At 68.2% G+C, this 26,766-nt stretch carries 25 protein-coding genes; 19 read left to right on the forward strand and 6 right to left on the reverse strand.

Annotated elements, in window-relative coordinates; all coding sequences use genetic code 11:
• Window positions 1–49 precede the first annotated feature (49 nt).
• From FKO37_RS05610 to FKO37_RS05660, 11 genes are all read left to right on the forward strand, one after another.
• A complete protein-coding gene (locus FKO37_RS05610) occupies window positions 50–1,069 on the forward strand; it encodes a glycosyltransferase family 2 protein (protein ID WP_238603899.1) in 1,020 nt (339 codons plus the stop codon).
• Window positions 1,066–2,364 (forward strand): hypothetical protein, encoded by a 1,299-nt coding sequence (locus FKO37_RS05615; protein WP_238603900.1) that lies wholly within the window; start codon window positions 1,066–1,068, stop codon window positions 2,362–2,364. The genes FKO37_RS05610 and FKO37_RS05615 overlap by 4 nt, the downstream gene beginning before the upstream one ends.
• 83 nt (window positions 2,365–2,447) lie before the next feature.
• Window positions 2,448–4,403 (forward strand): DUF6541 family protein, encoded by a 1,956-nt coding sequence (locus tag FKO37_RS05620; protein ID WP_238603901.1) that lies wholly within the window; start codon window positions 2,448–2,450, stop codon window positions 4,401–4,403.
• Window positions 4,404–4,409: 6 nt separating this feature from the next.
• The gene (locus FKO37_RS05625; RefSeq protein WP_051728631.1) at window positions 4,410–5,165 is read left to right on the forward strand and encodes a glycosyltransferase family 2 protein; all 756 of its coding nucleotides are present in this window, start codon (window positions 4,410–4,412) and stop codon (window positions 5,163–5,165) included.
• An 11-nt stretch (window positions 5,166–5,176) separates the two neighbouring features.
• On the forward strand, window positions 5,177–5,614 hold the full coding sequence (locus tag FKO37_RS05630) for a DUF2304 domain-containing protein (RefSeq protein WP_037808489.1): 438 nt from the start codon (window positions 5,177–5,179) through the stop codon (window positions 5,612–5,614).
• Window positions 5,615–5,658: 44 nt separating this feature from the next.
• Window positions 5,659–6,135: a uridine kinase gene (locus FKO37_RS05635; RefSeq protein WP_238603902.1), complete on the forward strand. Its 477-nt coding sequence runs from the start codon at window positions 5,659–5,661 to the stop codon at window positions 6,133–6,135.
• A gap of 425 nt (window positions 6,136–6,560) precedes the next feature.
• On the forward strand, window positions 6,561–8,252 hold the full coding sequence (locus FKO37_RS05640) for an ABC transporter substrate-binding protein (protein WP_051728630.1): 1,692 nt from the start codon (window positions 6,561–6,563) through the stop codon (window positions 8,250–8,252).
• 87 nt (window positions 8,253–8,339) lie between these two features.
• A complete protein-coding gene (locus tag FKO37_RS05645) occupies window positions 8,340–9,341 on the forward strand; it encodes an ABC transporter permease (RefSeq protein ID WP_037808486.1) in 1,002 nt (333 codons plus the stop codon).
• Window positions 9,338–10,273 (forward strand): ABC transporter permease, encoded by a 936-nt coding sequence (locus tag FKO37_RS05650; RefSeq protein WP_037808484.1) that lies wholly within the window; start codon window positions 9,338–9,340, stop codon window positions 10,271–10,273. The genes FKO37_RS05645 and FKO37_RS05650 overlap by 4 nt, the downstream gene beginning before the upstream one ends.
• 4 nt (window positions 10,274–10,277) lie before the next feature.
• Window positions 10,278–11,273, forward strand: coding sequence for an ABC transporter ATP-binding protein (locus FKO37_RS05655; RefSeq protein ID WP_037808482.1), 996 nt, complete (start codon window positions 10,278–10,280; stop codon window positions 11,271–11,273).
• Complete coding sequence (locus tag FKO37_RS05660; RefSeq protein ID WP_037808479.1) at window positions 11,270–12,382, forward strand: ABC transporter ATP-binding protein; 1,113 nt, start codon at window positions 11,270–11,272, stop codon at window positions 12,380–12,382. Before FKO37_RS05655 ends, FKO37_RS05660 begins: the two co-directional genes overlap by 4 nt.
• Before the next feature lie 68 nt (window positions 12,383–12,450).
• On the opposite strand, the gene FKO37_RS05665 is transcribed toward FKO37_RS05660, so the two are convergent.
• On the reverse strand, window positions 12,451–12,873 hold the full coding sequence (locus tag FKO37_RS05665) for a nuclear transport factor 2 family protein (RefSeq protein ID WP_238603903.1): 423 nt from the start codon (window positions 12,871–12,873) through the stop codon (window positions 12,451–12,453).
• 102 nt (window positions 12,874–12,975) lie between these two features.
• Here FKO37_RS05665 and FKO37_RS05670 point away from each other — a divergent pair, with 102 nt between their 5' ends.
• From FKO37_RS05670 to FKO37_RS05690, 5 genes are all read left to right on the forward strand, one after another.
• Complete coding sequence (locus FKO37_RS05670) at window positions 12,976–13,356, forward strand: YciI family protein (protein ID WP_037808470.1); 381 nt, start codon at window positions 12,976–12,978, stop codon at window positions 13,354–13,356.
• Window positions 13,353–14,549: an RNA polymerase sigma factor gene (locus FKO37_RS05675; protein ID WP_238603904.1), complete on the forward strand. Its 1,197-nt coding sequence runs from the start codon at window positions 13,353–13,355 to the stop codon at window positions 14,547–14,549. Before FKO37_RS05670 ends, FKO37_RS05675 begins: the two co-directional genes overlap by 4 nt.
• Before the next feature lie 109 nt (window positions 14,550–14,658).
• Window positions 14,659–15,315 carry a DedA family protein gene (locus FKO37_RS05680; protein ID WP_037808466.1) on the forward strand — a complete coding sequence of 219 codons (657 nt, stop codon included), beginning with the start codon at window positions 14,659–14,661 and terminating at the stop codon, window positions 15,313–15,315.
• Between the two features lie 430 nt (window positions 15,316–15,745).
• On the forward strand, window positions 15,746–16,339 hold the full coding sequence (locus FKO37_RS05685; RefSeq protein ID WP_238603905.1) for a hypothetical protein: 594 nt from the start codon (window positions 15,746–15,748) through the stop codon (window positions 16,337–16,339).
• Window positions 16,336–18,555 carry an N-6 DNA methylase gene (locus FKO37_RS05690; RefSeq protein ID WP_238603906.1) on the forward strand — a complete coding sequence of 740 codons (2,220 nt, stop codon included), beginning with the start codon at window positions 16,336–16,338 and terminating at the stop codon, window positions 18,553–18,555. The genes FKO37_RS05685 and FKO37_RS05690 overlap by 4 nt, the downstream gene beginning before the upstream one ends.
• 3 nt (window positions 18,556–18,558) lie before the next feature.
• Here the strand turns inward: FKO37_RS05690 and FKO37_RS05695 are convergent, their stop codons facing one another.
• The gene (locus tag FKO37_RS05695) at window positions 18,559–19,458 is read right to left on the reverse strand and encodes an EamA family transporter (RefSeq protein ID WP_238603907.1); all 900 of its coding nucleotides are present in this window, start codon (window positions 19,456–19,458) and stop codon (window positions 18,559–18,561) included.
• A gap of 86 nt (window positions 19,459–19,544) precedes the next feature.
• Here FKO37_RS05695 and FKO37_RS05700 point away from each other — a divergent pair, with 86 nt between their 5' ends.
• Window positions 19,545–20,450 carry a LysR family transcriptional regulator gene (locus FKO37_RS05700; RefSeq protein ID WP_238603908.1) on the forward strand — a complete coding sequence of 302 codons (906 nt, stop codon included), beginning with the start codon at window positions 19,545–19,547 and terminating at the stop codon, window positions 20,448–20,450.
• Here FKO37_RS05700 and FKO37_RS05705 read toward each other — a convergent pair.
• Entirely contained in the window at window positions 20,447–21,001 is a 555-nt protein-coding gene (locus tag FKO37_RS05705; protein ID WP_134728533.1) for a TetR family transcriptional regulator, read from the reverse strand. The two genes, FKO37_RS05700 and FKO37_RS05705, sit on opposite strands and share 4 nt — an antisense overlap.
• Before the next feature lie 64 nt (window positions 21,002–21,065).
• Between FKO37_RS05705 and FKO37_RS05710 the strand changes: the two genes are divergently transcribed.
• Window positions 21,066–22,175 (forward strand): serine hydrolase, encoded by a 1,110-nt coding sequence (locus FKO37_RS05710; protein WP_238603909.1) that lies wholly within the window; start codon window positions 21,066–21,068, stop codon window positions 22,173–22,175.
• Here FKO37_RS05710 and FKO37_RS05715 read toward each other — a convergent pair.
• Window positions 22,132–22,692 (reverse strand): DedA family protein, encoded by a 561-nt coding sequence (locus FKO37_RS05715; protein WP_238603910.1) that lies wholly within the window; start codon window positions 22,690–22,692, stop codon window positions 22,132–22,134. The two genes, FKO37_RS05710 and FKO37_RS05715, sit on opposite strands and share 44 nt — an antisense overlap.
• 155 nt (window positions 22,693–22,847) lie before the next feature.
• On the opposite strand from FKO37_RS05715, the gene FKO37_RS05720 reads away from it, so the two are divergent.
• Window positions 22,848–23,765, forward strand: coding sequence for an SDR family oxidoreductase (locus FKO37_RS05720; protein WP_238603911.1), 918 nt, complete (start codon window positions 22,848–22,850; stop codon window positions 23,763–23,765).
• Here the strand turns inward: FKO37_RS05720 and FKO37_RS05725 are convergent.
• On the reverse strand, window positions 23,756–24,730 hold the full coding sequence (locus FKO37_RS05725) for a YafY family protein (RefSeq protein ID WP_238603912.1): 975 nt from the start codon (window positions 24,728–24,730) through the stop codon (window positions 23,756–23,758). The two genes, FKO37_RS05720 and FKO37_RS05725, sit on opposite strands and share 10 nt — an antisense overlap.
• Window positions 24,731–24,847: 117 nt before the next feature.
• Window positions 24,848–26,632 carry a 2-isopropylmalate synthase gene (gene leuA, locus FKO37_RS05730; RefSeq protein WP_238603913.1) on the reverse strand — a complete coding sequence of 595 codons (1,785 nt, stop codon included), beginning with the start codon at window positions 26,630–26,632 and terminating at the stop codon, window positions 24,848–24,850.
• Window positions 26,633–26,766 lie beyond the last annotated feature (134 nt).

The raw sequence follows: 26,766 nt of genomic DNA on the forward strand, positions 1-26,766 counted from the left end.
CAAGGATACTGCGCATTCCCGCCGGTCAAGTGCAGGGTAGCCTCGCCGCGTGAGTGCTCACCCGCTCCTTCCGTCGCTCAGCGTCGTGATCCCGGTCCACAACGAACAGGACTGGATCGACCGCAGCGTGGGCGCGCTGATCGCCTCCGCCGAGGCGGCCCGGTGGCCGGTCGAGGTGCTCGTCGTGGACGACGGGAGCACCGACGGCACGCCCGGGAAGCTGGCCCGGCTGCGCGAGGAACACGGCATCACGGTGCTGACCCAACCCAACGGCGGCCGGTTCGAAGCCCGCCGAGCCGGCATGGCGAAGGCCTCCGGCGACTGGCTGCTGCTGCTGGACAGCCGGGTCATCGTCGACGCGGGCAGCCTCGCCTTCCTGCGCGAGCAGCTGGTCGAACACCCGGAGCGCGCGGTCTGGAACGGCCACATCCACGTCGCCTCCGAGCACAATCCCTACGCCGGGTTCATGGCGGGCCTCGTCGCCGTCGGCTGGCGGCGGTACTTCGCGGACCCGAAGCTGACGTCGTTCGGCATCGAGGAGTTCGACGTCTACCCCAAGGGCACCACGTTCTTCTGCGCCCGCCGCGACCTGCTGGAGGGCGCGGCGGCCGCGTTCGAGTCGCTGTTCGACGACGTCCGGCTCGCCAGCGACGACACCCGGATGCTGCGCTGGATCGCCGAACGCGCGCGGATTTTTCTGGCCCCGCAGTTCTCCGCGATCTACCACGGGCGTGATTCCTTCAGAAAGTTCTACGCTCAGTCATTCTTTCGGGGGACAACCTATGTGGATTCCTACCTAAATTCACCCGGTCCAGCGAGAAACGCGTTATTTTGCTCGCTCGCTGTAGGCGTGATTGGTGCCGGACTTGCGGTGAAAATGCCGAAGACAACGGCCGCACTTGGGGTGGCCGGAAGCGTCGCGGCGGCCGCCGTGGTGAAGAAGTGCGGGGCCACCAACGCCGAGGCGCGCGCGGTCAGCACCCTGCTGCCGGTCTTCGCGGCCGGCTTCGGCTCGGGCGTGTTCCGGGGGCTCTACCTGGCATTACGCGCACGGCTGCGGCGTCGATGAGCGTGACCGAGGAGACGGCAGGCGGAGTTGTCCGCGACACCCACCGCACCGCGGGGAAACTCGGCGGTTCGCTGCTCGCGTCGATCGTCCTCGGCTACGTCCTCACCGTCGCTTGCGCGCGGCTTCTGCCGCCGGACCAGTACGCCACGTTCGTCACCTTCTGGGGCCTACTGATGGGTCTCGGCAGCGCGATTTCCCCGCTTGAGCAGGAGCTTTCCCGGCAGTCCGCGGTGGCCGCGCTCGCCGGCGGGCTCGCCGGCCGGGGTGCGCTGCGGGCCGTCGCCACCGCCGCCGCGGTGGCTGCCGCGTTCGGGCTCGCGCTGCTCGTCCCGCCGGTCAGCGACCGGCTGTTCCCCGGCTACGGGGAACTCGCCCTCGTCGTGCTGGCCGGCGGCGTCGCGTTCGCCTGCCAGTTCGGCATTCGCGGGCTGCTGATCGGGCAGCACCAGGTGAAGCATTTCGCCTGGCTGGTGGTCGCCGAACCGGCGGTTCGCGCGCTGGTCCTGGGCCTGCTGGTCCTCGCGACGGCCTACCGGCTGGTCCCGTTGGCGCTGGCAGTCGCGGCGGGTTCGTTCGCCTGGCTGCTGTTCGTCCGCCAGGGCTGGCGGCTGCTCGACGTCCGCGCCGAGGGCGACGGCTGGCCGGTCACCGTCCGCCGGATGCTGATGCTGCTGCTCGGCGCCGCGCTCACCGCGAGCGTCATCACCGGATATCCCGCGCTCGTCGGCCTGCTCGCACCGGGCGGCGACCGCGGCCGGCTCGGTGCGGTCTTCGCCGCGCTGGTCATCGCCCGGTTGCCATTGACGCTGGTAGGGCCGGTGCAATCGCTCGCGGTGCCGTTCGTCGTACGGCTTTCCACGAGCGACGCCGGACGGCACCGGCTGCGTCGCGTGCTGCTGCTCGGCACGTTCGCCTCGCTCGCGCTGGCCGCGCTCGGCGCGCTGGTCGGCCTGCTGATCGGCCCGTGGGCGGTGGGGTTCGTCTACGGCGCCGGCTACCAGGTGGACGGCTGGGCGGTCGCCGGGCTCGTCTGGTCCTCGGTGCTGCTGGTGCCCATGCAGTTGCTCACCGCGGTGCTCGTCGCGCGCGCCCAGGCCAGACGCGTGTTGATCACGTGGACGGTGGTCGCGGCCACCGCTTCGGTGCTGCTGCTGGCGGTACCCGGGGACACCGTTTTCCGTGCCGTGATCGCACTCGCCGCCGCGCCAATGACCGGCCTCGCGGTTGTGCTCGCATTCGTTCTCGTCAATTCGTCGATCATGGCAACGAACCACTCCGATGAAACGGCGGAATAGCGCCGCAGTAGTGTGACTTCGCAGCCTCCGGCATCGGTGTGCGGCGAAGGCAAAATGGTGCTCACGGTTGGACCGCGAAATCGATGAACGTTCTTCTGGTGCTGCTCGCGTTCTGGGTGCCCGGGCTCGTCTTCGGGGCTGCCGTCCGGCTGCGCGGGTGGACGCTCGCCGCCACCGCGCCGCTGCTCACTTTCGGAGTCGTCGCGCTCGGCGTCCCGGTGCTCGGCGGCCTCGGCATCCGCTGGACGATGCTCGCGGTCGCGCTCTGGACGCTCGTGCTCGCGATCGTCGGCTTCGGGCTGGCGTTCGCCGCGCGACGGCTGCGCGCGCGCCGTCATCCGGACTGGACGGTCGAAGAACTTCCGAAGCTCCCGCTGCGCGACCACGTCGTGATGGCGGCGGGCGTCGCCGCGGGCCTCGTCGTGGGCGCGGTCGCTTTTCTGCGCGGCACCAACGGGATCAACACGGTCCAGCAGGGCTGGGACGCGCCGTTCCACGGCAACCTGATCCGCTGGATCGCCGAACACGGCGACGCCCGGCCGTCCACCGTGGGCACGATCGCGAACCTGCCCAACCAGACCAACTACTTCTACCCGGACACCTACCACGCACTGCTCTCGCTGGTCTTCGGCAAGGGCGGGCTGACCATGATGCCCACGCTGAACCTGGCCGCGCTGGCAGTGGTTTTCACCGTGCCGGTCGGCGTCGCGGCGCTGTGCCGCGTGTGGGGAATGCCGGCGCTCGGTACCGCCGCGGCCGCCGCGGTCACCACGTGGTTCAGCGCGTTCCCGTACGACTCGCTGTGGCGCGGTCCGCTGTGGCCGTACGTCGCGGGGGTCGCGCTGATCCCGGCGATGCTCGTGCTCGCGCGGTACCTGCTGAAGCCGGACGGCGCGACGGGCCCGGTGGCGCTCGGGGTCGGCGTTGCCGGACTGTGCGGGCTGCACACCAGCCTCGTGTTCGTGCTCGGCGCGTACTTCCTGCTCATCCTGCTCGCGGTGCTGCTGCGCTACGAGAAGATCGATTGGCGGCGCAGTGCTCCCACGCTGATCGCGACCGTCGGACTGGCGATCGCGTTCGGCGTGCCGCTCGTGCTGCCGTCGCTGTACAACGCGAGCGGCGTGACGAGCGCGCACTGGCCGACCGAGGCGACACTCGCCGGCGGCCTCGGCGAAACACTGACGTTCTCCCCGATGTCGGAGTTCCCGCAGTGGTGGGTCGGCGTGCCCGCGTTCATCGGCATCGTGCTGCTGGTGCGACACCGGCGGATGCTGTGGCTGGTCGGCGCGTACGTCGTGTTCGGCGGCCTGTTCATGGTTTCCGTGTCTCTCGAGTCGAACCTCGTGCGGTCGGTCACGAGCGTCTTCTACAACGACCACTGGCGGATCGCCGCGCTCGTGCCGCTCGCCGGAGCGGTGGCCTTCGGCGAGTTCGCGCACACCTTCGTCGCCTGGCTGGTCCGCAAAATGCAGCCACGGGTGAAGCTCAAGCCGGTCGCGCTCACCGGCGTCGCCGTGCTGCTGCTGGTTGTGGTGCTCGGCGGGCTGAGCGGGGGCGGTTACGTCGGTCGCAACGCGGTGCGGCTGGCGGCCAGGTACCAGGACGGGCCCACCGTGTCCAAAGCGGAGGAAGCCGCGTATGCCTGGCTCGCGCAGCACACGGTGCCCGGCGAACGCGTGATGAACAACAAGGCCGACGGTTCCGCGTGGATGTACGCGCTGTCCGGCGTGACGCCGGTCGAGTGGAACTTCTACGGAGCCGGTCCGGGCACGACGGCCGCGTACCTCAGCGACCAGGTCGACCAGGTCGGCACGTCGCCGCGGGTCCGCAGGGACCTCACGGACCTGCGCGTGCGCTATGTCATCCAGGGCAAGGGGCTGGCCACCGCTACCGCGATCCAGTCGGCGGGCGTCGCCCGGATCGCCGAGGGCCCGATGTTCCACGTCGTCTTCCGCAATTCCGACGCGACGATTTACGAGATCGCGGGACAGTCCGGCGTCGCGGTGGCACCCGCGCTGAGCACTTCGCACGGGGAGTGAGCGCTCATGGCTGACTTGTCCGGCACGCTCGTGCACACCCGCCGCGTGCTCATCGTGATCCCGGCCTTCAACGAGCAGGACAGCGTCTCGTCGGTGCTCGCCCAGATCAAACGGTCGCTGCCCGGCATGGACGTGCTGGTCGTCGACGACGGTTCGCTCGACCGCACCGCCGAACTCGCCCGCGAGGCGGGAGCCAGGGTGGTCCGGCTGTCGGTGAACCTCGGCGTCGGCGGCGCGATGCGCACCGGATTCCGTTACGCCGTCTCGCGCGGCTACGACACCGTGGTCCAGGTCGACGCCGACGGACAGCACGATCCGGCCGAGGTCGGCGCGCTGCTGCGACTGCTCGACGAGGGAGCCGACCTCGCGATCGGCTCCCGGTTCGCGGGCAAGGGCTCGTACCGGGCCGTCGGTCCGCGCAAGTACGCGATGGCCGTGCTGTCGCTGGTATTCAGCAAGCTGGCCGGGACCAGGCTCACCGACGTCACGTCCGGGTTCAAGGCGATGGGACCGCGCGCGATCCGGCTGTTCGCCGCCGGCTACCCGGCCGAATACCTCGGCGACACGGTCGAGGCGCTCATGCTGGCGATCCGGGCGAAGCTCGCGATCGCGGAAACCCCGGTCCTGATGCGGGAGCGGGCGGGCGGCACGCCGAGCCATTCGCCGGTGAAATCCGCCGTGTACCTGGGCCGCGCGGGGCTGGCGCTGCTGCTCGCCCTGGTCCGCCGCCGTCCCTCCGTCGATTCTTCCGACGCCGTGTAAGGAGGCCCTCCATGGCAGGCTGGCGGGTGCTGAGCATCGTCATCGCGTGTCTCGTGCTGTTCGTCGTCATCGAGATGATGCGGCGGCGCAAACTGCGCGAGAAGTACGCTGGCATCTGGCTCGTGGTGGCCATCGGGGTCGTGATCCTCGCCGTGGTGCCCGCGGTGGCGAACTTCGTGGCGCACCTGACGGGCGTGGAGACCCCGTCGAACTTCGTCTTCTTCCTGTCCGGAGTGGTCCTCGCGATGGTTTCGCTGCAGCTTTCGACCGAGGTCGGGCACCTGGAGGAAGAGGTGCGGACCTCAGTCGAGGAGACCGCTTTGCTGCGCTGCGAGCTGGAAGACACCCAGCGCGAGCTCGAAGCACGCATCGCCGAACTGGAGAAGCGCACGACCGCGCCGGACACCGTGGACGGCCTGCCCGAAGCGAGGCCGGCACGCGTTCCCTGATCTCCGCACTGCTCGCCGCCCCGCCCCGGCTCGGCGGCGTTCGGATGCTCGCCGTCGACGGTCCGTCCGGAGCCGGGAAGTCCACTATCGCCGCCGAGACGGTCGAGGCTCTCGGTTCGCGTGCCGCGTTGGTCAGCACGGACGCCTTCGCCACCTGGGACGATCCCGTCGCGTGGTGGCCGCAGCTGGAAGACGGAGTGCTGACGCCGCTGGCACAGGGCCTGCCCGGCGCGTACCGGCGGATGGACTGGACCTCTGGCACTCCGCGGCCGGGCGAGCTGGTGCGCGTCGAGGTGCCCGAGGTGCTGGTGCTGGAAGGCGTGTCGAGCGGACGCCGCGCGGTGCGGTCCCGGTTGTCGTGGCTCTGCTGGGTCGAGGGCGGCACCGAGGCTGAACGGTTGTCCAGGGCAGTCGCCCGGGACGGCGAGCCCGCGCGGGCTGAACTGCGCCGCTGGCAGTTGTTCGAGCGCGGCTGGTTCGCCGTCGACGGCACCCGGGAAGCCGCCGACCAGCTGGTCTGAACAACCGGAATCCCGGCTCGACATCGGTTTGCGGCAGGCGAAATGGCTATTGCGCGGAATGCGCGAGCACGGCGGACACGAGTGCATTCGGGCCGATTCGGCGGCCTTCGCGGGCAACTCTCCAGGCCTGCCGGAGAGATTCCGGAACATCCACGGCACCCGGAACGGACAACCCGGACCGCTAGGCCAACCGGGTGAGCAAACCGCCACTCAACGTACCAAACCGGCAGTTTTCGCTACGCTGTGCACACAATTGCCGACACGTTGCGCTCAATTTGGGCCTTACGTAGCGCGATCGTAACCTCACGTGCTTAAGCGGGGGCCGAGTTCCCGCTAGTGTCACCGAACACACCGATCGCATTGGTCTTCCCGAACTGACCGCCGACGGTGCTTTCGAGACACCGAACATTCCCAAGGGGTGCCAGATGCAGCAATTGCGGCTGACCCGAACACGCCGGGCAGCTCTGATCGGGCTCGCGGGCGCGCTCGCAGTCTCGCTGTCCGCGTGCGCGGAATCGAAGCGCGACGAGTCCGGAGGCGGTGGGTCCGGGGGCACCATGGTCTTCGGCAACACCGGCAACCCGAAGATGTTCGACCCGATCTTCAACGACGAGGGCGAGACGTTCCGGATCACCCGGCAGATGCTGGACACGCTGATCCAGAACAAGCCGGGCACCGCGGACCTGGCCCCGTCGCTCGCCACGAAGTGGACGCCGAGCAACGACGGCAAGACCTGGACCTTCGACCTCAAGCAGGGCGTGAAGTTCAGCGACGGCACCGCGTTCGACGCGAAGGCCGTCTGCTTCAACTTCGATCGCTGGTACAACATGAAGGGCGCCACCGCCCAGAGCCAGATGATCTACTACGGCGACGTCTTCGAGGGCTTCAAGAACAACGAGGGCACGACCAAGGGCCAGCCGGTCTACCAGAGCTGCGAGGCGAAGGACGACCACACCGCGGTCTTGAACCTGACCCGCGCGAAGGGCGCCTTCCCGGCCGCGTTCACCCTGCCGTCGTTCGCGATCCAGAGCCCCACCGCGCTGCAGAAGTACAACGCGGACAAGGTCACCGGCTCCGGCACGTCGATCACGTATCCGGAGTACGGCTACAAGCACCCGACCGGCACCGGCCCGTTCAAGTTCGAGAGCTGGGACCAGGGCAACGGCCAGATCACCTTGGTGCGCAACGAGACCAGCACGATGCCGCAGCCTGCCAAGCTGGACAAGCTCGTGTTCAAGGTGATCCCGGACGAGAACGCCCGCAAGCAGGCGCTCAAGGCCGGCGACATCAACGGCTACGACTTCCCGGCCCCCGCCGACTACGGCCTGCTGCGCAACGACGGCGAGCAGGTGCTGATCCGCCCGTCGTTCAACGTGCTCTACCTCGGCATCAACCAGGCCGGCCCCAACGGCGCGAAGCTGCAGAACCCCAAGGTCCGCCAGGCGCTGGCCTACGGCATCAACCGCGAGCAGTTCGTGCGCTCCAAGCTGGCCGAGGGTTCCGAGGTCGCGACCGAGTTCGTGCCGAAGGCGATCAACGGGTACACCGACGACGTCACCAAGTACCCGTACGACAAGGAGCGCGCCAAGCAGCTCCTGAAGGAAGCCGGCGCCGAGGGCATGACCCTCAAGTTCTACTACCCGACCGAGGTCACCCGGCCCTACATGCCGAACCCGGCCGACACTTACACCGCGATCTCCGAGGACCTGAAGGCCATCGGCATCAACGTGCAGCCGGTCGCCGAGTCGTGGAACGGCGGGTACAAGGACGACGTGCAGCAGAACGGCAAGCAGGACATCCACCTGCTCGGCTGGACCGGTGACTACAACGACGCGGGCAACTTCGTCGGCACCTTCTTCGGCCGCCCGAAGCCGGAATTCGGCCTGACCGACCAGAACAACCAGGGCATCTTCAAGGCGCTCGCGGACGCGGACGCGGCGCCGGCCGGCGACGCGCACACCAAGGCGTACCAGGAAGCCAACAAGAAGATCATGGAATACCTGCCCGCCATCCCGATCGCCTACCCGACGCCGGCGATCGTGGTCGGCCCGAAGATCAAGGGCGTGGTGGCCAGCCCGCTCACCGACGAACGCTTCGACAACGTCACGATCGGCTGACGTGCTCCACTGAGCAGCCAGGCCAAGGGCAGGTGCTACCGCGCCTGCCCTTGGCCTCGTTCCCGGGCTGTACACAAAGGACTACTCGTGCTCCGTTTTCTCGTGCGTCGGCTGCTACAAGCGATCCCGACGCTCCTCATCCTGTCCATCCTGGTGTTCGCCTGGTTGCGCTCACTTCCCGGCGGGCCCGCGTCGGCTCTGCTCGGGGACAAGGCGACTCCGGAAAAACTGGCGAACCTCAACCACGTGCTCGGCCTCGACCAGCCGATTTTCGTGCAGTACTTCAAATTCCTCGGCCGCGCGATCACCGGTGATTTCGGCAATTCGCTCGTGTCGTCCCGGCCGGTGATGTCGGAGATCGGCACGTTCCTCCCGGCCACCATCGAGCTGGGCATCACGGCGATGCTGATCGCGGTGCTGTTCGGCATTTCGTTCGGCTATCTCGCCGCCCGGTTCCGCGGCCAGATCGTCGACAACGTCATCATCGTGCTGACCCTGGTCGGCGTGGCGGTGCCGATCTTCTTCCTCGGCTACATGATGCAGGACCTGCTTTCCACGCCGCTCGGCTTGCCGTCGCAGGGCAGGCAGGCGCCGGGCATCGACGCGACCGTCGTCACGCATTTCGCCATTCTCGACGGAATGATGACCGGCGAATGGGACGCGGTGTGGGACGCGATCAAGCACCTCATTCTTCCCGCGCTCGCGCTCGCCACGATTCCGCTCGCGGTGATCACCCGGATCACCCGCGCGTCGGTGCTCGACGTGTTCAACGAGGACTTCATCCGCACCGCGAACTCCAAGGGCCTCACGCAGCCCGTGGTCCGCCAGCGGCACGTGCTGCGCAATGCCTTGCTGCCGGTGATCACCACGATCGGCCTGCAGACCGGCGCGCTGCTCGGCGGCGCCGTGCTGACCGAGCGAGTGTTCAACTTCCGCGGCCTCGGATTCCTTCTGGCCGAAGGGATCGACAAGCGGGACTACCCGCGGCTGCAGGCGCTGCTGCTTCTCGGGGCACTGGTCTACGTGCTCGTGAACATGCTCGTGGATATTTCCTACGGGCTCATCGACCCGAGGGTGCGTGTGCGGTGAACACTCTGCTGAACAAGAAGAAAGAGCCGATCGACAAGCTCGCCGCGGCTTCGGCGGGCGGGCGCAGCCTCGGCGCCGAGGCACTGCGCCGGATGCTGCGCAGCCCGGTGGCGATCGTCGGCGGCGTGATCACCCTGCTGTTCTTGCTGCTGGCGATTTTCGCGCCGCTGCTCGCGCCGAAGGACCCGCAGGTCCGGTACCTGCAGGACAAGGTCATCCTCGGCCGGGGCATCATTCCCGGCGCCCAGCCCGGATTCCCGCTCGGCGTCGACGACTTCGGCCGCGACTTCCTGTCCCGGCTGCTGATCGGCGCACAGCAGACGCTGCTGGTCGGCGTGCTCGCCACGGTGATCGGCGTGCTGCTCGGCGCGCTCATCGGCGGGCTCGCGGGCGCGTTCGGCGGCTGGGTCGACACCGTCCTCATGCGCATCGTCGACGTGCTGCTGGCGTTTCCCTCGCTGTTGCTGGCGATTTCGATCGCGGCGCTGTTCGCGAAGCCGAGCCAGTGGACGGTGATCATCGCGGTGTCGATCATCGGCGTGCCGATTTTCGCCCGGCTGCTGCGCGGTTCGATGCTCGCCCAGCGCGAGGCGGACCACGTGCTCGCGGCGACGTCGCTCGGCGTGAAGCGGACGACGGTGGTGTTCCGGCATATGCTGCCGAACTCGCTCGGTCCGGTGATCGTGCAGGCGACGCTGACCCTGGCGACCGCGATCCTGGAGGCCGCGGCACTGTCGTTCCTCGGTCTCGGCGACCCGGACCCGACCCGCGCGGAGTGGGGTTTGATGCTGGGCAACGCTTCCCAGCACTTCCTCGACATCCGGCCCGAGCTGGCCTACTACCCGGCGATCGCGATCATCATCGTGGCGCTCGGGTTCACGCTGCTCGGCGAGTCCCTCCGCGAAGCCCTCGACCCGAAGAACCGGCGGTGACCCCGTGGCACTTCTCGAAGTCCGCGACCTGAAGGTCGTGTTCCAGCGCCGCGGCGAGCGTCCGTTCACCGCGGTCGACGGCGTGAGTTTCGACGTCGAACCCGGCCAGACGGTCGGGCTGGTCGGCGAGTCCGGCTGCGGCAAGTCGGTGACGTCGCTCGCGATCATGCGGCTGCTCGCCAAGCGCGGCAACACCGTCAGCGGTTCGGTGCGCTTCGAGGGCACCGATCTGCTGACCCTGTCCGACCGCGAAATGCGCGACCGGCGCGGCCGCGATCTCGGCATGGTGTTCCAGGACCCGCTGTCCTCGCTGAACCCGGTCATCCCGATCGGGCTGCAGATCACCGAGGTGCTGGAGCGCCACCGCGACATGCCGCGCAAGAAGGCGCGGATCGAAGCGGCGGAACTGCTCGACAAGGTCGGCATTCCCGACCCGACGCGGCGGCTTTCCGAGTACCCGCACCAGCTTTCCGGCGGGATGCGCCAGCGCGCGCTGATCGCGATCGCGCTGGCGTGCCGTCCTCGGCTGCTCATCGCGGACGAGCCGACCACCGCGCTCGACGTGACGATCCAGGCGCAGATCCTCGCGCTGCTGCGGGAACTGGTGCAGGACACCGGGACCGCGCTGGTGATGATCACGCACGACCTCGGCGTCGTCGCCGGGCTCTGCGACGAGGTCAACGTGCTTTACGGCGGCCGGATCGTGGAGCGCCAGGAGCGGCATTCGCTGTTCGCGCAGCCGCGGCACCCGTACACGCACGGCCTGCTGGCCTCGATCCCGCGGCTCGACGAGGGCCGCGGCGAGAAGCTGGTGCCGATCCGCGGTTCGGTGGCCGACAACATCCCGTGGGACGGCGGCTGTGCCTTCGCGCCGCGCTGCCCGAACGCGATCCAGGCCTGCCTGGAGAATTCGCCGGAGCTGGTTCCCGACCGGAACGGCTTGCTGCGCTGCCACAACCCGGTGCAACCCGCCGTGGCGGCAGGAGGAGGAACCCGATGACGGTGGCGAACACCGACGAGGTGCTGCTCGAGGTCACCGGCCTCAAGGTGCACTTCCCGATCAAACGCGGCATCGTCGTGGACCGCACGGTGGGCCACGTGTTCGCGGTCGACGGGGTCGACCTGTCGATCCGCCGCGGCGAAACCTACGGCCTGGTCGGCGAATCCGGCTGCGGCAAGTCGACGCTCGGCCGCGCGATCCTGCGGCTCAACGAACCGACCGACGGCAAGGTCGTGTTCGACGGCACCGACGTCGCCCAGCTCAAGGGCGAGCAGTTGCGCAAGGCGCGGCGGCGGATGCAGATGGTGTTCCAGGACCCGATGTCGAGCCTGGACCCGCGCCAGTCGGTCGAATCGATCCTCGTCGAGGGCATGCGCGCGCACGGTCTCGACAGGGACAAGGAGTCGACCGCGAAGCGGCTGCGGGAACTGCTGAGCGCGGTGGGCCTTCCGGAATCCTCGCTGCGGAAGTACCCGCACGAGTTCTCCGGCGGCCAGCGCCAGCGCATCGGCATCGCGCGGGCGCTGTCGGTGGAGCCGGACCTGATCGTCGCCGACGAACCGGTGTCCGCGCTGGACGTTTCGGTGCAGGCGCAGGTGGTGAACCTGCTGGAGGACCTCCAGGACGAGCTCGGTCTCACCTACGTGGTGATCGCGCACGACCTCGCGGTGGTCCGGCACATCTCCGACCGGATCGGCGTGATGTACCTCGGCGCGCTGGTCGAGGAAACGACGTCGGAGGAGCTGTACCAAAACCCGCTGCACCCGTACACGCGCGCGCTGCTGTCGGCGATCCCGGTGCCGGACCCGGTGGTGGAGGACAGCCGCGAGCAAATCCTGCTCGCCGGCGACCTTCCGTCGCCCGCCAACCCGCCGTCGGGCTGCCGCTTCCACACGCGGTGCCCGTGGAAGCAGGAAAGCCTGTGCGACACCGATCGCCCGCAATTGCGCGAGATCGGCGCCGGACACCGGGTGGCCTGCCACTACGCGGAGGACATCCGCGACGGGCGGATCCAGCCGCACAAGGTCGAGGTGGAACTGGTCGACGCCGGGGCACTGAACCCGGACCTCGGCCCGCCGGACGTCGGTTCGGCCGCCGAGATCCTCTGACCGTCCGTGAAGGACTCCTTGAGGGAATCTGATTCCCTCAAGGAGTCCTTCACGGCTTTTCAGGGCTTTCAGGGCTGGAGGTCGACGGCAGCGCGGAACGAACCGTCCATGTGGAACGGCGTCGAGTTGTGCTCGTGCGCGATCAGCCAGCCGTTTCCGTTGCGTCGCAAGGCGAACGTGGTGCGGAACCAGAGCGTGAACGATTCGTTGTGGCCCTGCGGCGTCGCGGTCAGCTTCGTCAGCGCCGCCACCATCGCCAGATCGCCGGACACGGTGATCTCCTCGTCGTGGTACGTGTAGGAAATCGGCCCGTCGAAGGTGCTCATCCACTGCGCGACGTGCTCCGCGGAAGCGCCGGTCGTGCGCAGCGGCGGGGCGAGGTCGAATTTGACCGCCTTCTCGGTGTAGCTCGCGACGACCCGCTTCGGGTCTTTCGCGTGCATCGCGGCGGTGCGCTCGGCCAGCAGGCCGCGGATCTCGTTTTCGGACATTTTGTGGTCTCCTTTTCCCGGACTCGGTGTTCGTCCGGGACGTCGAAGCCGCCGGTCCGGCTTCGACATCTGGGGTGGAAAAACTTTTCGAGGAGGCTCCCGATGAAGTATCTGGTCCTGATCTACGGCAACCCGGCGTCGCGCGCGGCCTGGGCGGGGATGAGCGACGAGCAGAAGGCCGAGGGCCTGCGGGCCTACCAGCGGTTCCACGAGGAGCTGGCGGGCACCGGCGAGCGGATCGTGTCCGAGCGGCTGGCCGCGCCGGAGCTGACGAAGCAGGTCCGCGTGAGCACCGACGGCGTGAGCACCACCGACGGCCCGTTCGCCGAGATCAAGGAACAGCTCGCCGGGTTCTACCTGCTGGAATGCGATTCGGAGGCCCGTGCGCTGGAGATCGCCGCGCGGATCCCGGAGGCTCCGTTCGCGACGATCGAGGTGCGGCCCGTGATGGGGCTGACCGGCGACGTGGACTTCGAGCTGTGATCGACGGCCTCCTGCGCGACCTCATCCCGCAGGTCCTGACCGCGCTCGTGCGCCGCTACGGCGATTTCGGCAAATGCGAGGACGCCGTGCAGGAGGCCCTGCTCGCCGCCGCCGTGCAGTGGCCGAAGGACGGGGTCCCGGACAATCCGAAGGCCTGGCTCATCACGACCGCTTCTCGGCGGCGGATCGAGATGTGGCGCAACGAAGCCGCGCGGATCCGCCGCGAGGAGACGGTGGCCGCGCTGGAACCGCCGTCCTTCGAACTCGTGCCGCAGCAAGACGACACCCTCACTCTGCTGTTGCTCTGCTGCCATCCCGCGCTGACCCGCCCGTCGCAGGTGGCGCTCACATTGCGTGCCGTCGGCGGCCTGACCACCGCCGAGATCGCGCGGGCGTACCTGGTTCCGGAGCCGACGATCGGTCAGCGGATCAGCCGCGCGAAACAGAAGCTGCGCGGTGCGGATTTCGCCCTGCCGCCCCGGGACGAACTGCCGGAACGCGTCGCCGCGGTACTGCAGGTGCTGTATCTGGTGTTCACCGAGGGCCACACCGCCAGCTCCGGCAGCGAGGTGAACCGCGTCGAACTGACCGCCGAGGCCATCCGGCTCGCCCGGCAACTGCACGCGCTGCTGCCTGCTGACGGCGAGGTCGCCGGTCTGCTCGCCCTCATGCTGCTCACCGACGCCCGCCGTCCCGCCCGCACCGGCCAGGACGGCGTGCCCGTGCCGCTGGCCGAACAAGACCGTTCGCTCTGGGACGCGTCCGCGATCGCCGAAGGCAGCGCACTCATCGAACACGCGCTGGCGAACACCCCCGTCGGTCCGTACCAACTGCAAGCCGCGATCGCCGCCGTGCACGACGAAGCCCCGACCGCCGACGACACCGACTGGCCGCAGATCCTGATGTTGTACGACCTCCTGCGGCAGCTCGCGCCCGGCCCGATGGTCACCCTCAACCGCCTGGTCGCGCTCGCCCGCGTCGAAGGCCCGGCGGTCGCGCTGGCCGAACTGGACGCGTCCGAGCACCTGGACCACTACCGGGCCGACGTGGTCCGCGCCGATCTCCTCGAACGGTCCGGCGACGCGCAAGGCGCCCGCGAGTGCTACCTCCGGGCCGCCCAGCGCACCTTGAGCCTGCCGGAACGCGAGTACTTCGAATCGCGCGCTTTGCGTGTTATGTCGGAAAAACCCTGAAAAACCCCTGCCTGAAGACGGACCCCACCCCCGACTCCAGGCGGACGCGAGAACGCTCGTCAGCTGGGTACTCTGCGGAGACCAGGCACGAATCACAAGGGGGTTGGCAGTGAACATCGACCACGTGCTGGAGGCGATCCCTCCGCTGTCGGTCTACCTGTTGGTGGGCTTGGTGGTGATGGTCGAAAGCCTGGGCATCCCGCTGCCGGGGGAGATCGTGCTGGTGAGCGCGGCGCTGCTGGCGTCGTCGCACAGCGGGCTGAACCCGCTGTGGATCGGCGTGCTGGCGTCGGCGGGCGCGATCATCGGCGACAGCATCGGGTACCTGATCGGCAAGAAGGGCGGCAAACGGCTCTTCGCCTGGGCCGGCCGGAAGTTCCCGAAACATTTCGGCCCCGACCACATCGCGAGCGCCGAAAAGATGTTCCACAAACGCGGCATGTGGGCCGTGTTCTTCGGCCGGTTCGTCGCGGTGCTGCGCATCCTGGCCGGCCCGCTCGCCGGGTCGCTGAACATGCACTACCCACGCTTCCTGATCGCGAACGCACTGGGCGGCATCGTCTGGGCGGGCGGGACGACGGCGCTCATCTACTACCTCGGCGTGGTCGCCGACAAGTGGCTGAAGGGCTTCCAGTGGGCAGGCCTCGGCGCGGCGCTGGTGATCGGCGTGGTGGTGACGCTGGTGCTGAAGAAGCGCATGGCCCGTCACGCGGCGGGATCGGCCTCGTCCGCGTCGTCGGAGGAGAAGAACGACGCGGTCGCCTGAATCGACTGAAGAACTTCCCTGGCCGATTGATGTGGCTTGAGGCCAGTAACCCGGCTGGGTTCTGCGCGAACGCGCGGGGCCCAGCCGGGTTGCGTTCGGCCCCCCGTTCGTAGCAAGACCGCTTGTTCACAGGTTGGTGTACCGCGCCGTCACTCGGCAGTTCACAAAATCTGTGTATCTGGAATGCTTGCGCGAGCGGCGACAGGCCGCTAGCCTTAGGGAAGACCGCGAGGGAGTCCGGCTGCCTCAATCGGCGAAGTGCGGCCGTAGATAGAGCTATGCCCCGGGCGGCATGCGAAGCAGGGGCGACCCGGGGCGTACAAAAACCACAGTAGCACATCTTCGTGCTGCCATGAGGGGGTACGAAGAGATGGATGTTCAGCACCGGTGGATCGACGAGACTTTGTCGCCGACGCGGTTCCGGCCGTACTTGCTCGAGGCGGACGGGGACTGCGCGGCAGCGATCGAACTCTACTGGTGGAACGTGGAAGTGTCAGCTGCGTTCTACCCCGCGTTGCACTGCCTGGAACTTGCATTGCGCAACGCCTTGCACCGGCAGCTGGTGGAAAAGTTCGGCCGATCGGACTGGTGGGAGGTTGCCCCGCTGGAAGACCATCACTACGCGTTGGTCGGCAAGGCCGCCGACAAGGTTCGGCGGCAGCTCCGGCAGCGCCGACCGGTTACGCCCGACGATCTAGTTGCCGAGCTTTCCTTCGGGTTCTGGGTGTGGCTGGTGGGCAAGGAGTACCACCGGTCACTGTGGGAGCCGTGGCTGCACCGCGCCTTTCCGCACCGCAAGCAGCCGAGGTCGGCCTTGTACCGCGACTTGGACGAGGTGCGGAGGTTCCGGAACCGGATCATGCACTACGAGCCCATCCATCATCGGCACCTAGAGGCTGACCACGCGACTATTCTCCGGCTGATCCGCTGCGTGTGCCCGGAGGTGTTGGTGCATCTGCGAAGGCGCGACCAGGTCGAAACAATCCTTGCCCGACGACCCGAACTGGGAGGAGAACGTCGATGAGCCTCCTGGAGAGTATGCGGTCCGCGGCGGATCTGGCGAAGCTGGCGGAGGTCAACGCGAGCGCTTTCAGCAACTGGCGGTCGCGTTCGCCGGACTTTCCTCCCCCGCACAAAATCGACGGAAAGGAACTGTTCGAGATCTCGGCGGTCGCTGAGTGGTTGAAAGAGCGTCGGATTCCGGTTCACCGACGGAAAGACAGCGAGCCGGACGGCTACACCTATGGTGATCGTCTTCTTCGAAACCTCGGTCCCGAAAAACTGTCCGATGCGAGCATGGCGCGTACCAGGCCGGTAACCGAAGCTGATTTGGCTGACCGGCTGTGGGAGACGGTTGAGTCAATGCGCGACTCGCTTGACCGTTCCGCGGCCCTCGACTACCTGCTCGGGTTGGTGTACTTGCGTTTCGCTCAGCCGTCGGACTGGAACGCGGTGACCGCTACCAGAACCTGGCCGGAAGCGCAGGAGGTGCTCCGTCGCATCTCCGTACCGGTCCCTGGTGCGCCAGACCGATTATTGTTCACGCGTGTGCTTGAGTCATCGAACCCGGCACTTCGGGATGTAGTCGACTTCGTGAATCGGTTTTCGGCGAAGGAGAACGCAGGACAGTTGGGCTCAGCGCTTCTCGGGCTCACCCGACGGCAATCAGGCCGAAGCGGAGGGCAGTTCACGCCGCCCGAGGTCGCGCGGCTCATGGTCGATCTGCTCGGTGACGAGCCGGTGCACTCGGCATATGACCCCTTTTGTGGATCGGGCGAGTTGTTGACTGTCGCCGCAGAGCGAATAGCTGGCGTTCTCGCAGATGTTCCCATCGAGGTATTCGGCAAGGCCGGCGACCAGTGGTCCTGGTCGACTTCCTGGATGAACTTGGCTCTGCATGGGGTCGAGGCAGAACTTGGCGAGCCCGGGCTCGCAGTGGAGAAGGACAGCTTCCCGGGGCTGACCTTTGACCGGATCCTGGCCAATCCGCCGTTCAACCTCAAGTCGGCTGAGTTGGACAATGAGGTCTTGCAGTGGGGGGAGCCGCCAGAGAAGAACGCGAACTTTGCGTGGTTGCAACATGTCGCCGCGAAACTCGCGCCGAGTGGCCGGGCGGCGGTGATCATGCCGTCGGGAGCTGCGTCAAGCAAGAACGAGGCGCATATTCGAGGTGCTTTGATCAAGGGTGGCATCGTAGAATGCGTCATCGCGTTGCCTGCCCGGCTCTTCCGTTTCACCGCAATTCCGGTGACTCTCTGGCTTCTGCGGGCTCCCGGACACAACGTGTACAGCGATGAAGTGCTGCTCATCGACGCCCGCGACGAGACGGAGGTCGACCGGTCCGCGCGACGGTTGACAACGGCGGCGATCGATCGAGTGGTCGCTGAACACCGCCGCTGGTCGACTTCGCGGAAGGGCAATTTTCACGGCAGTCCAGGCTACTCTCTCGCGGTTCCCTATTCGGAGCTTGAGCAGGACGACTACAACGTTCAGCCCGCACGGTACGTCTCCAGGAGGACTGAGCGCAGGGAAGACAGCCCGGCTGCTGCCTTTGCCACAGCGCGCCGTGAGTTGGCCGAGTTGACTGAGCAGGTACGTCGGCTGAACGACGGTCTTGAGGCGACTGCGGCTACCGTGCTCTCTTCGGGCCGGGCGGAGGTGACCGGGGAACAGGTGCGCCTCGGTGAAGTGTGCAAGGTTATTCCCGGCCCAGGCAGCGTGAAGCGGCAAGGCGAGAGCCCGGGTACGCCGTTAGTCCTGCCTCGCAATATTCGGAACAACCAGGTCAACTACGGCGAGCTCGACCTCGTTCCTGAAGCATTAGTTGCAAGGTATGTCAGATACCGGCTGGCGGACCGAGACATTGTCAGCGCACGGGCAGGCACGCTTGGGCGGTTCGGGTTGGTGCGGCCTAGCGAAGCCGGCTGGCTGCTTGGGCCGGGGTGCGTCGGGTTCCGGCCGGGTCCGGCCGTCGATCCGCATTATCTCGTCTACTACTTGAACGGAGCTGACGCGCAAGAGTGGCTACGGCGCAACGCCGTCGGCACTGCGGTGCAGTATTTCAACTCTGACCTGCTCCGGTCGATGCCGATCTTCTTGCCGCCACGTCACAAGCAGGCGGAGATCGTCGATCTGTTGCGGCCGTATCAGCTGTCTTCGGTGGCGCACAGCGAGCTAGGAGCCAAACTCGCGCATTCGCTCGACTTACTGACCGCGCTACTTTTTCGCCCCAGCACCTGACCCTTACACCGGCAGCAGTTCCTCCGGCGTGACCGCGGGCTTCTTCCGCAGCGAGCCCAGCAAGACCCCGCCGATCACCACCGCCGCGGCGACCAGGGTCAGTACCGTCGGCACCTCGCCGAGGATGAAGAACGACGCCGTCAACCCGACCACCGGCACGAGCAGCGAGAACGGCGCGACCACGCCCGCCGGGTTGCGGCGCATCAGCGTGGTCCAGATGCCGGAGCCCACGACGGTCCCGAAGATGACGACGTACGCCAGACCCGCGATGCCGATCAGGCCGGTCTTGGTGCCGAGCGTCGCCAGCGAGTGCCACGCCGCGCCCGGGCCTTCGAAGATGCTCGACAGCGCCAGCATCGGCAGCGGCGGCACCACCGACATCCACAGCGTCAGGTGAAGCGGGTTGTCCGGCTCCGCGCGGCGCATGCTCAGGTTGCCGATCGCCCAGCTCAGCGCGGCCAGCAGGGTCAGCAGCACCGGCACCAGCGCGGCGTGGGCGGACTGCTGCCAGGCGATCGCGGTCATGCCCGCCACCGCGAGCAGGATCCCGGCCAGCTGCCGTCCGGAGACGCGTTCCCGCAGCAGCACCGCGCCCAGCAGCACGGTGAACGGCGCGGACGCCTGCAGCACCAGCGACGCCAGCCCGGTCGGCATGCCCAGGTGCATCGCGACGAACAGGAACGCGAACTGTCCGGTGCCGAACCCGAGCCCGTAGCCGAGGAGATAGCGCAGCTTCACGCGCGGCCGCGGCACCAGGACCATCGTCGGAATCGCGATCAGCAGAAACCGCAGCGCGCCCGCGAACATCGGCGGGAATTGACCGAGTGTGGCGTGGATCGCAATGAAATTCAGACCCCACAAGACGGCGACGAACACAGCGAGCAGACGGTCCCGGATGGCCATGCCGCCACTCTGCCTAGGCAAACCTTGAAGCACCAGCGAGAAAAACTGCACCGACTGTGTAGCGCTGCTTCACATACACTGCGCGGATGGACTTGGGCAGGCTCCGGACGCTGCGCGAATTCGCTGATCGGGGCAGCGTCACCGCCGCCGCTCGGGCGTTGCACTGCACCCCGTCGGCGATATCCCAGCAGTTGCGCGCGTTGCAGGCGGAGGTCGGCATCGCCCTCACCGAACCGGCCGGCCGCGGGCTGCGGCTCACCGACGCGGGCCGCGCGCTGGTCGCCCGCGCCGACGACGTGCTGGCCGCGCTGGACCGGGCCGAAGCGGAACTGGCCACCTACCGCAGCGCCCCGCGCGGACGGGTGCGGATCGCGATCTTTCAGTCCGCGGGTCTGATGCTCTTGCCCGGCCTGCTGCGCCGCATCGACCAGTACGAAAACCTCGACGTCGACGTCCGCGACGTCGACATGGTCCCGCCGCAGGTGCCTGGCCTGGTCGCCGACTACGACGTCGTCGTCGCCCACCGCGACGAGCACGCGCCCGAATTCGACACCGAACGCCTCGACGTCGTCCCGCTGCTGCGCGAACCGCTGGACGTCGCACTGCCCGCCGATCACCGGCTCGCCCGCCGCCGCCGGGTCGAACTCGCCGATCTCGCCGACGAACGCTGGATCTCGGTGGACCACGGCTTTCCGGTCGACGACGTCCTGCGCTCGCTCACCGTGCGCACCGGCGTGCGGCCGCAGATCGTCCAGCGCATCAACGATTTCCGCATCACCGAACGGCTTGTCGCGGCCGGGCACGGGATCGCGTTGATGCCTCGGTACACAATGGACACTCGGCGCGGCAGTGGATTGGTGGGCCGTCCGCTGGCGGGAATCCGGGCGGCGCGGTTGGTGGAAGTGGTGTGCCGTACTGGTGCGGCGAACCGTCCGGCGGTCGCGACTGTGATCGATGAGTTGCGTGCCGAGGTGGCCGCGTTGACGACCTAACCGGGTTCTCGGGCGGGAAGTCCGCGCAGCAACGTGTCCAGAAACAGCTCAAACCGCGGCGCGTCCGGCCCGAGATCGAGCGGGTTTTCCCGCACCGCGAGCCAGCTGACCGTGCACGTGATGAAGATGTACCAGCTCTGCTCAGCCAGTTCCGGCGACACCCCGGCGTTGGTGAACGCGGCGACCACCTGCGAGCGCAGCCTGCCGAACGAATCCGCGTTGTGCCGGTGCGGTCGCGACAACCGGGTCGCGTAACCGGGCACCGCGAGGAACTGGTCGTGCATCGCCCACGCGACCTGGGCGAGCCACGGCCGCCAAGACCGGCGTGGCGGTCCTTCCGCCGGAAGCACCCGCTCCAGCACTACCTCGCTGATCAGATCGAACAGCGCGTCCCGGTTGGCGACCCAGCGGTAGAGCGCGCCATGCGTCACGCCCAGCCGCGTCGCCAGTTCGCGCATGGTCAAGGTGTCGAGGTTTCCCGTGGACAACGCCGCGTCGACGATCCGCTCGCGATCGAGCTGCGCGGGGCGGCCGGGCCGCGGTCGGGTCATAGCTGCGGACTCTACCGAGACAGAGTTAGTGACCAATGGTTACAAACAGGAGTACGGTCGTGGCATGGAAAACATCGAGGGCACCGTGCGGCCCGGTTTCGAACAGGTGCGGGACACGTTCGCGGCAGTCGCGGACGGAGCCGCCCAGCTGGTGGCGTATCACCGTGGCGAGCGAGTAGTCGACTTGTGGACCGGCGTCGACGGGGACTGCCTGCTTGGCGCTTACTCCGCGACGAAAGGCGCGGCGCATCTGGTCGTCGCGCTGCTGGTCCAGGACGGGGTGCTGGACCTTGACCAGCGCGTGCGCCACTACTGGCCGGAGTTCTCGGCCGACGTCACGCTCAGGGAACTCCTGGCGCACCGAGCCGGACTGGTCGGCGCCGACGAAGGATTCTCCCGCGCGGAACTCGCCGACGACCGGATCGTCGCGGAACGCCTGGCCCGCCAGCGCCCGTTCTGGCGACCGGGAACCGCGTTCGGCTACCACGCGCTGGTCATCGGCGCGCTCAGCGGCGAGGTCGTGCTGCGGGCGACCGGCCGCACCATCCAGGAACACTTCGCCGAACGGATCCGCGATCCGTACGCAGTGGACTTCTACCTCGGCCTCCCCGCCGAACTGGAGCCGCGATTCGCCAGCGCGGAGCCGATGATCCTGACCCCCGAGCGGCAGATCGCCCCGCCCGCCGCGAACAGCCTGAACGGGATCGCGTTCAACCGGCACCATCCGGACGGCCCGGAGGTCTGGGAACTGCCGAATCTCCCGGAGGTCCGGCGGCTCGGCCCGGCCTCGTTCGGCGGCGTCGCCTCGGCCCGTGGGTTGGCCCGCATGTACGCCGCCGCGATCAGTCCGCTGGACGGCGAACCGCCACTGCTGAAGCCGGAAACCGCCGCCGAGTTCGCGCAAATCCAGTCCACCGGCGACGACGTGGTGTTGCAACAGCGCAAGGCGTTCGGCATCGGATTCCACGCCACCAGCGAGTACTACCCCGAGCTGGGCCAGGGCAGCTTCGGGCACAGCGGCGCGGGTGGCCAGCAGGCGTTCGCCGATCCGCGCAACGGCGTCGCGTACGGCTACACCCGCCGCCGGATCCCGTTCCCCGCCGCGGCCGCGCCGGAGAACGAACCGCTGATCAGGGCGCTGTACTCGGCGCTGCGTGCCGTCGAATCCCGATAGTGATCGCCGAGCCCAGCAGCACCGCGATGGTCAGCGACAACGCGAGGCTCAGCCCCGGCTCGGCAACCAGTTGCCCGCCGGCGTAGCCGAGGAACGCGACGTACGACGTCCACAGCAGCACGCCGACCGCGGACGCGGTCAGGAACTCGGTGAACCGCCACCGCAACGAGCCGGCCAGCAGCGCGCCGATCGTGCCGCCGGAAGGCAGCCATCGCGCGACCACCAGGACCGGCCGCGGATGCCGTTGCAAGCGTCCGTCGAGCCAGGTCAGCCCGGCGGCCAGTTTGCGCCGACGGCTCAGCCGGGCCAGTACGCGAGCCCCGCCGAACCGCCCGAGTGCGTACAACGCCTGGTCAGACAGCAGACAGCCGAAGCTGGCGACTGCGATCACGACGGCCAGCGAGGTCCCGTGCTGCGCGGCGGCCACGCCCATGCCGAGCAGCGTCACCTCGGTGGGCAACACCGGCACCAGCGAGACGACGAACAGCACCACCAGCCCAGCCGTCGTAGCGTCCATGTCTCCATTAACCGTCGTGCCAGCCCGGATGAGTCCCAATCACCGGCTCTTCACAGCAAGGCACAGCCGGGACACAGATTTCCGGAACCCGGACAGAGGATGTCAGGGTTCACGCGCACGCTGGTGGTTCACCGAGAGAGAAGAGGACGAACGAAATGAGCGGGGAACTGGCGGGCAAGGTCGCGCTCGTGGCGGGCGGCACGCGCGGGGCGAGCCGGGCGATCGCGGTCGAGCTGGGCCGGGCCGGGGCGCACGTGTACGTCACCGGTCGTACGACGCGGGCCGGGCGGTCCGAAGTGGACCGTCCGGAGACCATTGAGGACACTCTGGAGCGGATCGAAGCCGCGGGCGGCAAGGGAACCGCGCTGCGGGTCGACCACCTGGTGAGCGACGAGGTCGCCGCGCTCGCCAAGCGGATCGACGCCGAGCACGGCGGCCTCGACATCCTGGTCGACGGGATCTGGGGCGGCGACCGTTACCTGGAGTGGGGCAAACCGGTCTGGGAGCACTCGCTGGACGCGAGCCTGCGGATGATGCGGCTGTCCCTCGATGCCCACCTGATCACCAGCCACCATCTGTTTCCGCTGGTCATCCGGCGTCCGGGCGGGCTGGTGATCGAACTGACCGACGGCACCGCCGAGTACAACCAGAAGTACCGCGAGGGCACGTCGCTGCCGTACTACCTGGCCAAGGCGGCGATCAACGTCCTGGCGGTCGGCGAGGCGGCCGAACTCAAAAAGCACGAGTGCACCGCGATCGCGTTCACGCCGGGTTGGCTGCGTTCGGAGGCGATGCTGGAGATTTTCGAGGTCACCGAGGAAAACTGGCGCGACGCGACCGTCCGGGAGCCGCACTTCGTGATCTCGGAATCGCCGACCTTCTCCGGCCGCACGGTCGTCGCGCTCGCCGCCGACGCGGACCGGCACCGCTGGACCGGACAGACCGTTTCCAGCGGACAGCTGGCGAAGATCTACGAGATCGACGACGTGGACGGCAGCCGTCCGGACGCATGGCGGTACATCGAGGAGGTGCAGGAACCCGGAAAGCCCGCCGACGCCAGCGGCTACCGCTGATCCTTGTTGCGATCAGCCAGCGCTTGACCGAATTCCGCGACCGCGGCGCGGATCTCCGGCGGGGTGAGCACCTCGACGCCGGGGCCGAGGGAAACCAGCTGTCCGACGGCGACTTCCTTGCCCTCCATGGCGAACTCGGCCTCGGCCCACCCGTCGGCGTCCTTCGGGCCGAGCGACACCAGCACCTCGTTCACGTGCTCGGGCCCGAAAACCCGCCGCAATGCCCCCGCCGCGGACCGGTCGAGCCGAGCCGTCACCTTCAACGGCAGCGGCATTTTCTCGAACTCCGCCGACGACGCGCGCCACCAGTCAGCGAGTGAGAATTCCTCCGGCCGGGCAAAGGTTTCCCCGGTTTCGGCGACCGCCGTCAACCGGGAGACGCGATACGTCCGCAGGTCGGCGTCGACGCGCGCCACCAGGTACCAAACCCCGGCTTTGAGCACGAGCCCCAGCGGATCGAGCGTCCGCCGGGTGACCTTGTCGCGCCGCCGGTACCGCACGTCGAGCCGCTGCTGCGTCCACACCGCCTTCGCGACCGCGGGCAGCGCGCCCGTGTCGTCCGGCGAGGTGAACCAGGCCGAGGCGTCGAGATGAAACCGCCCGGCGACCGTCCGGGCCTGTTCCTGCAGCTGCTTCGGCATGCTCGCGGACACTTTCGCGTGCGCCGCGGCCACCGCAGTGCCGAGCCCGAGCCCGGCCAGCGCGTCCGGCACGTCGAGGGCCAGCAGCGCGACGGCCTCCCGCGAAGTGAGGCCGTCGAGCCGCGAACGCCAGCCGTCGACGAGCCGGACACCGCCGTGTCGCCCTGGTTCACTCCAGAGCGGCACGCCGGCTTCGCGCAACGCGGCGAGATCCCGCCGCAGCGTCCGCTCGGTCACGCCCAGCTCGCCCGCCAGCTCCCCGACGGTGCCCGCGCGTTTGCGGTGCAGCGTGAAGAGAAGCGCGACCAGGCGCTCGGCTCGCATCCTCGTCTCCCTCGCCCAGAACCGCCCCAATGCCGCATTGGGTGCATGTGACGCACCGAATGCCACATTGGGTGCATGTGACGCACCCAATGTGGCATTGGGGCGATCAGGCTCGGGTCAGCGGTTGGCCCGGTTGACCGCGCTGACCACGGCCCGCAGCGAAGCGGTGACGATCGACGGGTCGACGCCGATGCCCCAGAACACCCGGTCGGAGATCGCGCATTCGATGTAGGACGCGGCGCGCGAGTCGTCGCCAGGGCTCAGCGTGTGCTCGCTGTAGTCCAGGAGCCGCAGGTCGTAGCCCACAGTGGACAGTGCGTCGAAGAACGCGGCGATCGGCCCGTTGCCGCGGCCGGTGATCTCGTGCTCATCGCCCTCGACCTTCACCGTGGCCTCGAGGTCGTACTCGCCGCCGCCGTTGTCGGTGACCCGCTGCTTGATCAGCTCCAGCGGGGTCTTCGACTCCAGGTACTCGGCCGAGAACGCGCGCCACATGGTGGCCGGGTCGACCTCGCCGCCCTCGGTGTCGGTGTAGGCCTGGATGACCTTCGAGAACTCCATCTGCAGCCGGCGCGGCAGGTCCAGCTGGTGCTCGGCCTTCATGATGTAGGCGACGCCGCCCTTGCCGGACTGCGAGTTCACCCGGATCACGGCCTCGTAGGTGCGGCCGACGTCCTTCGGGTCGATCGGCAGGTACGGGACCTCCCACGGGTGCTCGTCGACCGGGACGCCCTTCTTGTCCGCGGCGTCCTTCATCGCGTCGAGGCCCTTGTTGATCGCGTCCTGGTGGCTGCCGGAGAAGGCGGTGAACACCAGGTCGCCGCCCCACGGGGAGCGTTCCGGGACCGGCAGCTGGTTGCAGTACTCGACGGTCCGCTTGATCTCGTCCATGTCGGAGAAGTCGATCTGCGGGTCGATGCCCTGGCTGTAGAGGTTCATGCCCAGCGCGACCAGGTCGACGTTGCCGGTGCGCTCGCCGTTGCCGAACAGGCAGCCCTCGATCCGGTCCGCGCCTGCCTGGTAGCCCAGTTCGGCGGCGGCGATGCCGGTGCCGCGGTCGTTGTGCGGGTGCAGCGACAGGACCACCGAATCGCGGCGCTCCAGGTTGCGGCTCATCCACTCGATCGAGTCGGCGTAGACGTTCGGCGTCGCCATCTCGACGGTCGCCGGCAGGTTCAGGATCACCGGCTTCTCCGGCGTCGGCTGCCAGATTTCGGTGACCGCGTTGCACACCTCGAGCGCGTAAGACAGCTCGGTGCCGGTGTAGGACTCGGGCGAGTACTGGAAGCGGAAGTCGGTGTCCGGCTGCTTCGCCGCCAGCTCGACGACCATTTCGGCGGCCTGCGTCGCGATCTTCTTGATGCCCTCGCGCTCCTCGCGGAACACCACGCGGCGCTGCAGGATCGACGTCGAGTTGTAAATGTGGACGATCGCTCGCGGCGCGCCCTCGAGCGCCTGGAAGGTGCGCTCGATCAGCTCGGGGCGGCACTGGGTCAGCACCTGGATGTGCACGTCGTCCGGGATCGCGCCCTCTTCGATGATCTCGCGGACGAAGTCGAAGTCGGTCTGCGACGCGGCCGGGAAGCCGACCTCGATCTCCTTGTAGCCCATGCGGACCAGCAGGTCGAAGAACTTGCGCTTGCGCGCGGGCGACATCGGGTCGATCAGCGCCTGGTTGCCGTCGCGCAGGTCGACCGCACACCACAGCGGCGCGCGGTCGATGCGCTTGTCCGGCCAGGTGCGGTCGGGTACGTCGATGTTCTCGACGACGTCGTACCAGGGGCGGTAACGGTGGACCGGCATGGACGTGCCGCGCTGCGGGTTCCACGAGGGCTGTCCGGCGGGCGCGGGACGAGAGGGCGTGCGCAGACGGGAGTTAGTGGTGCGGGGGTCGGTGCTCATCGCGGGAAATTCTCCTGAAGGGATCGGTGCGGACGACCGGCACCACAAAGCCCCGCGACGAGGAGCCGGTCAGATCAGGCCCCGTCGCGGCAGCGAAGCAGGAGTTCACGCGCCACGGGGTCACTGTAACCACC

It is taken from the genome of Amycolatopsis sp. Poz14 (assembly GCF_006704225.1).
In the GTDB taxonomy this organism is placed as follows: domain Bacteria; phylum Actinomycetota; class Actinomycetes; order Mycobacteriales; family Pseudonocardiaceae; genus Amycolatopsis; species Amycolatopsis nivea.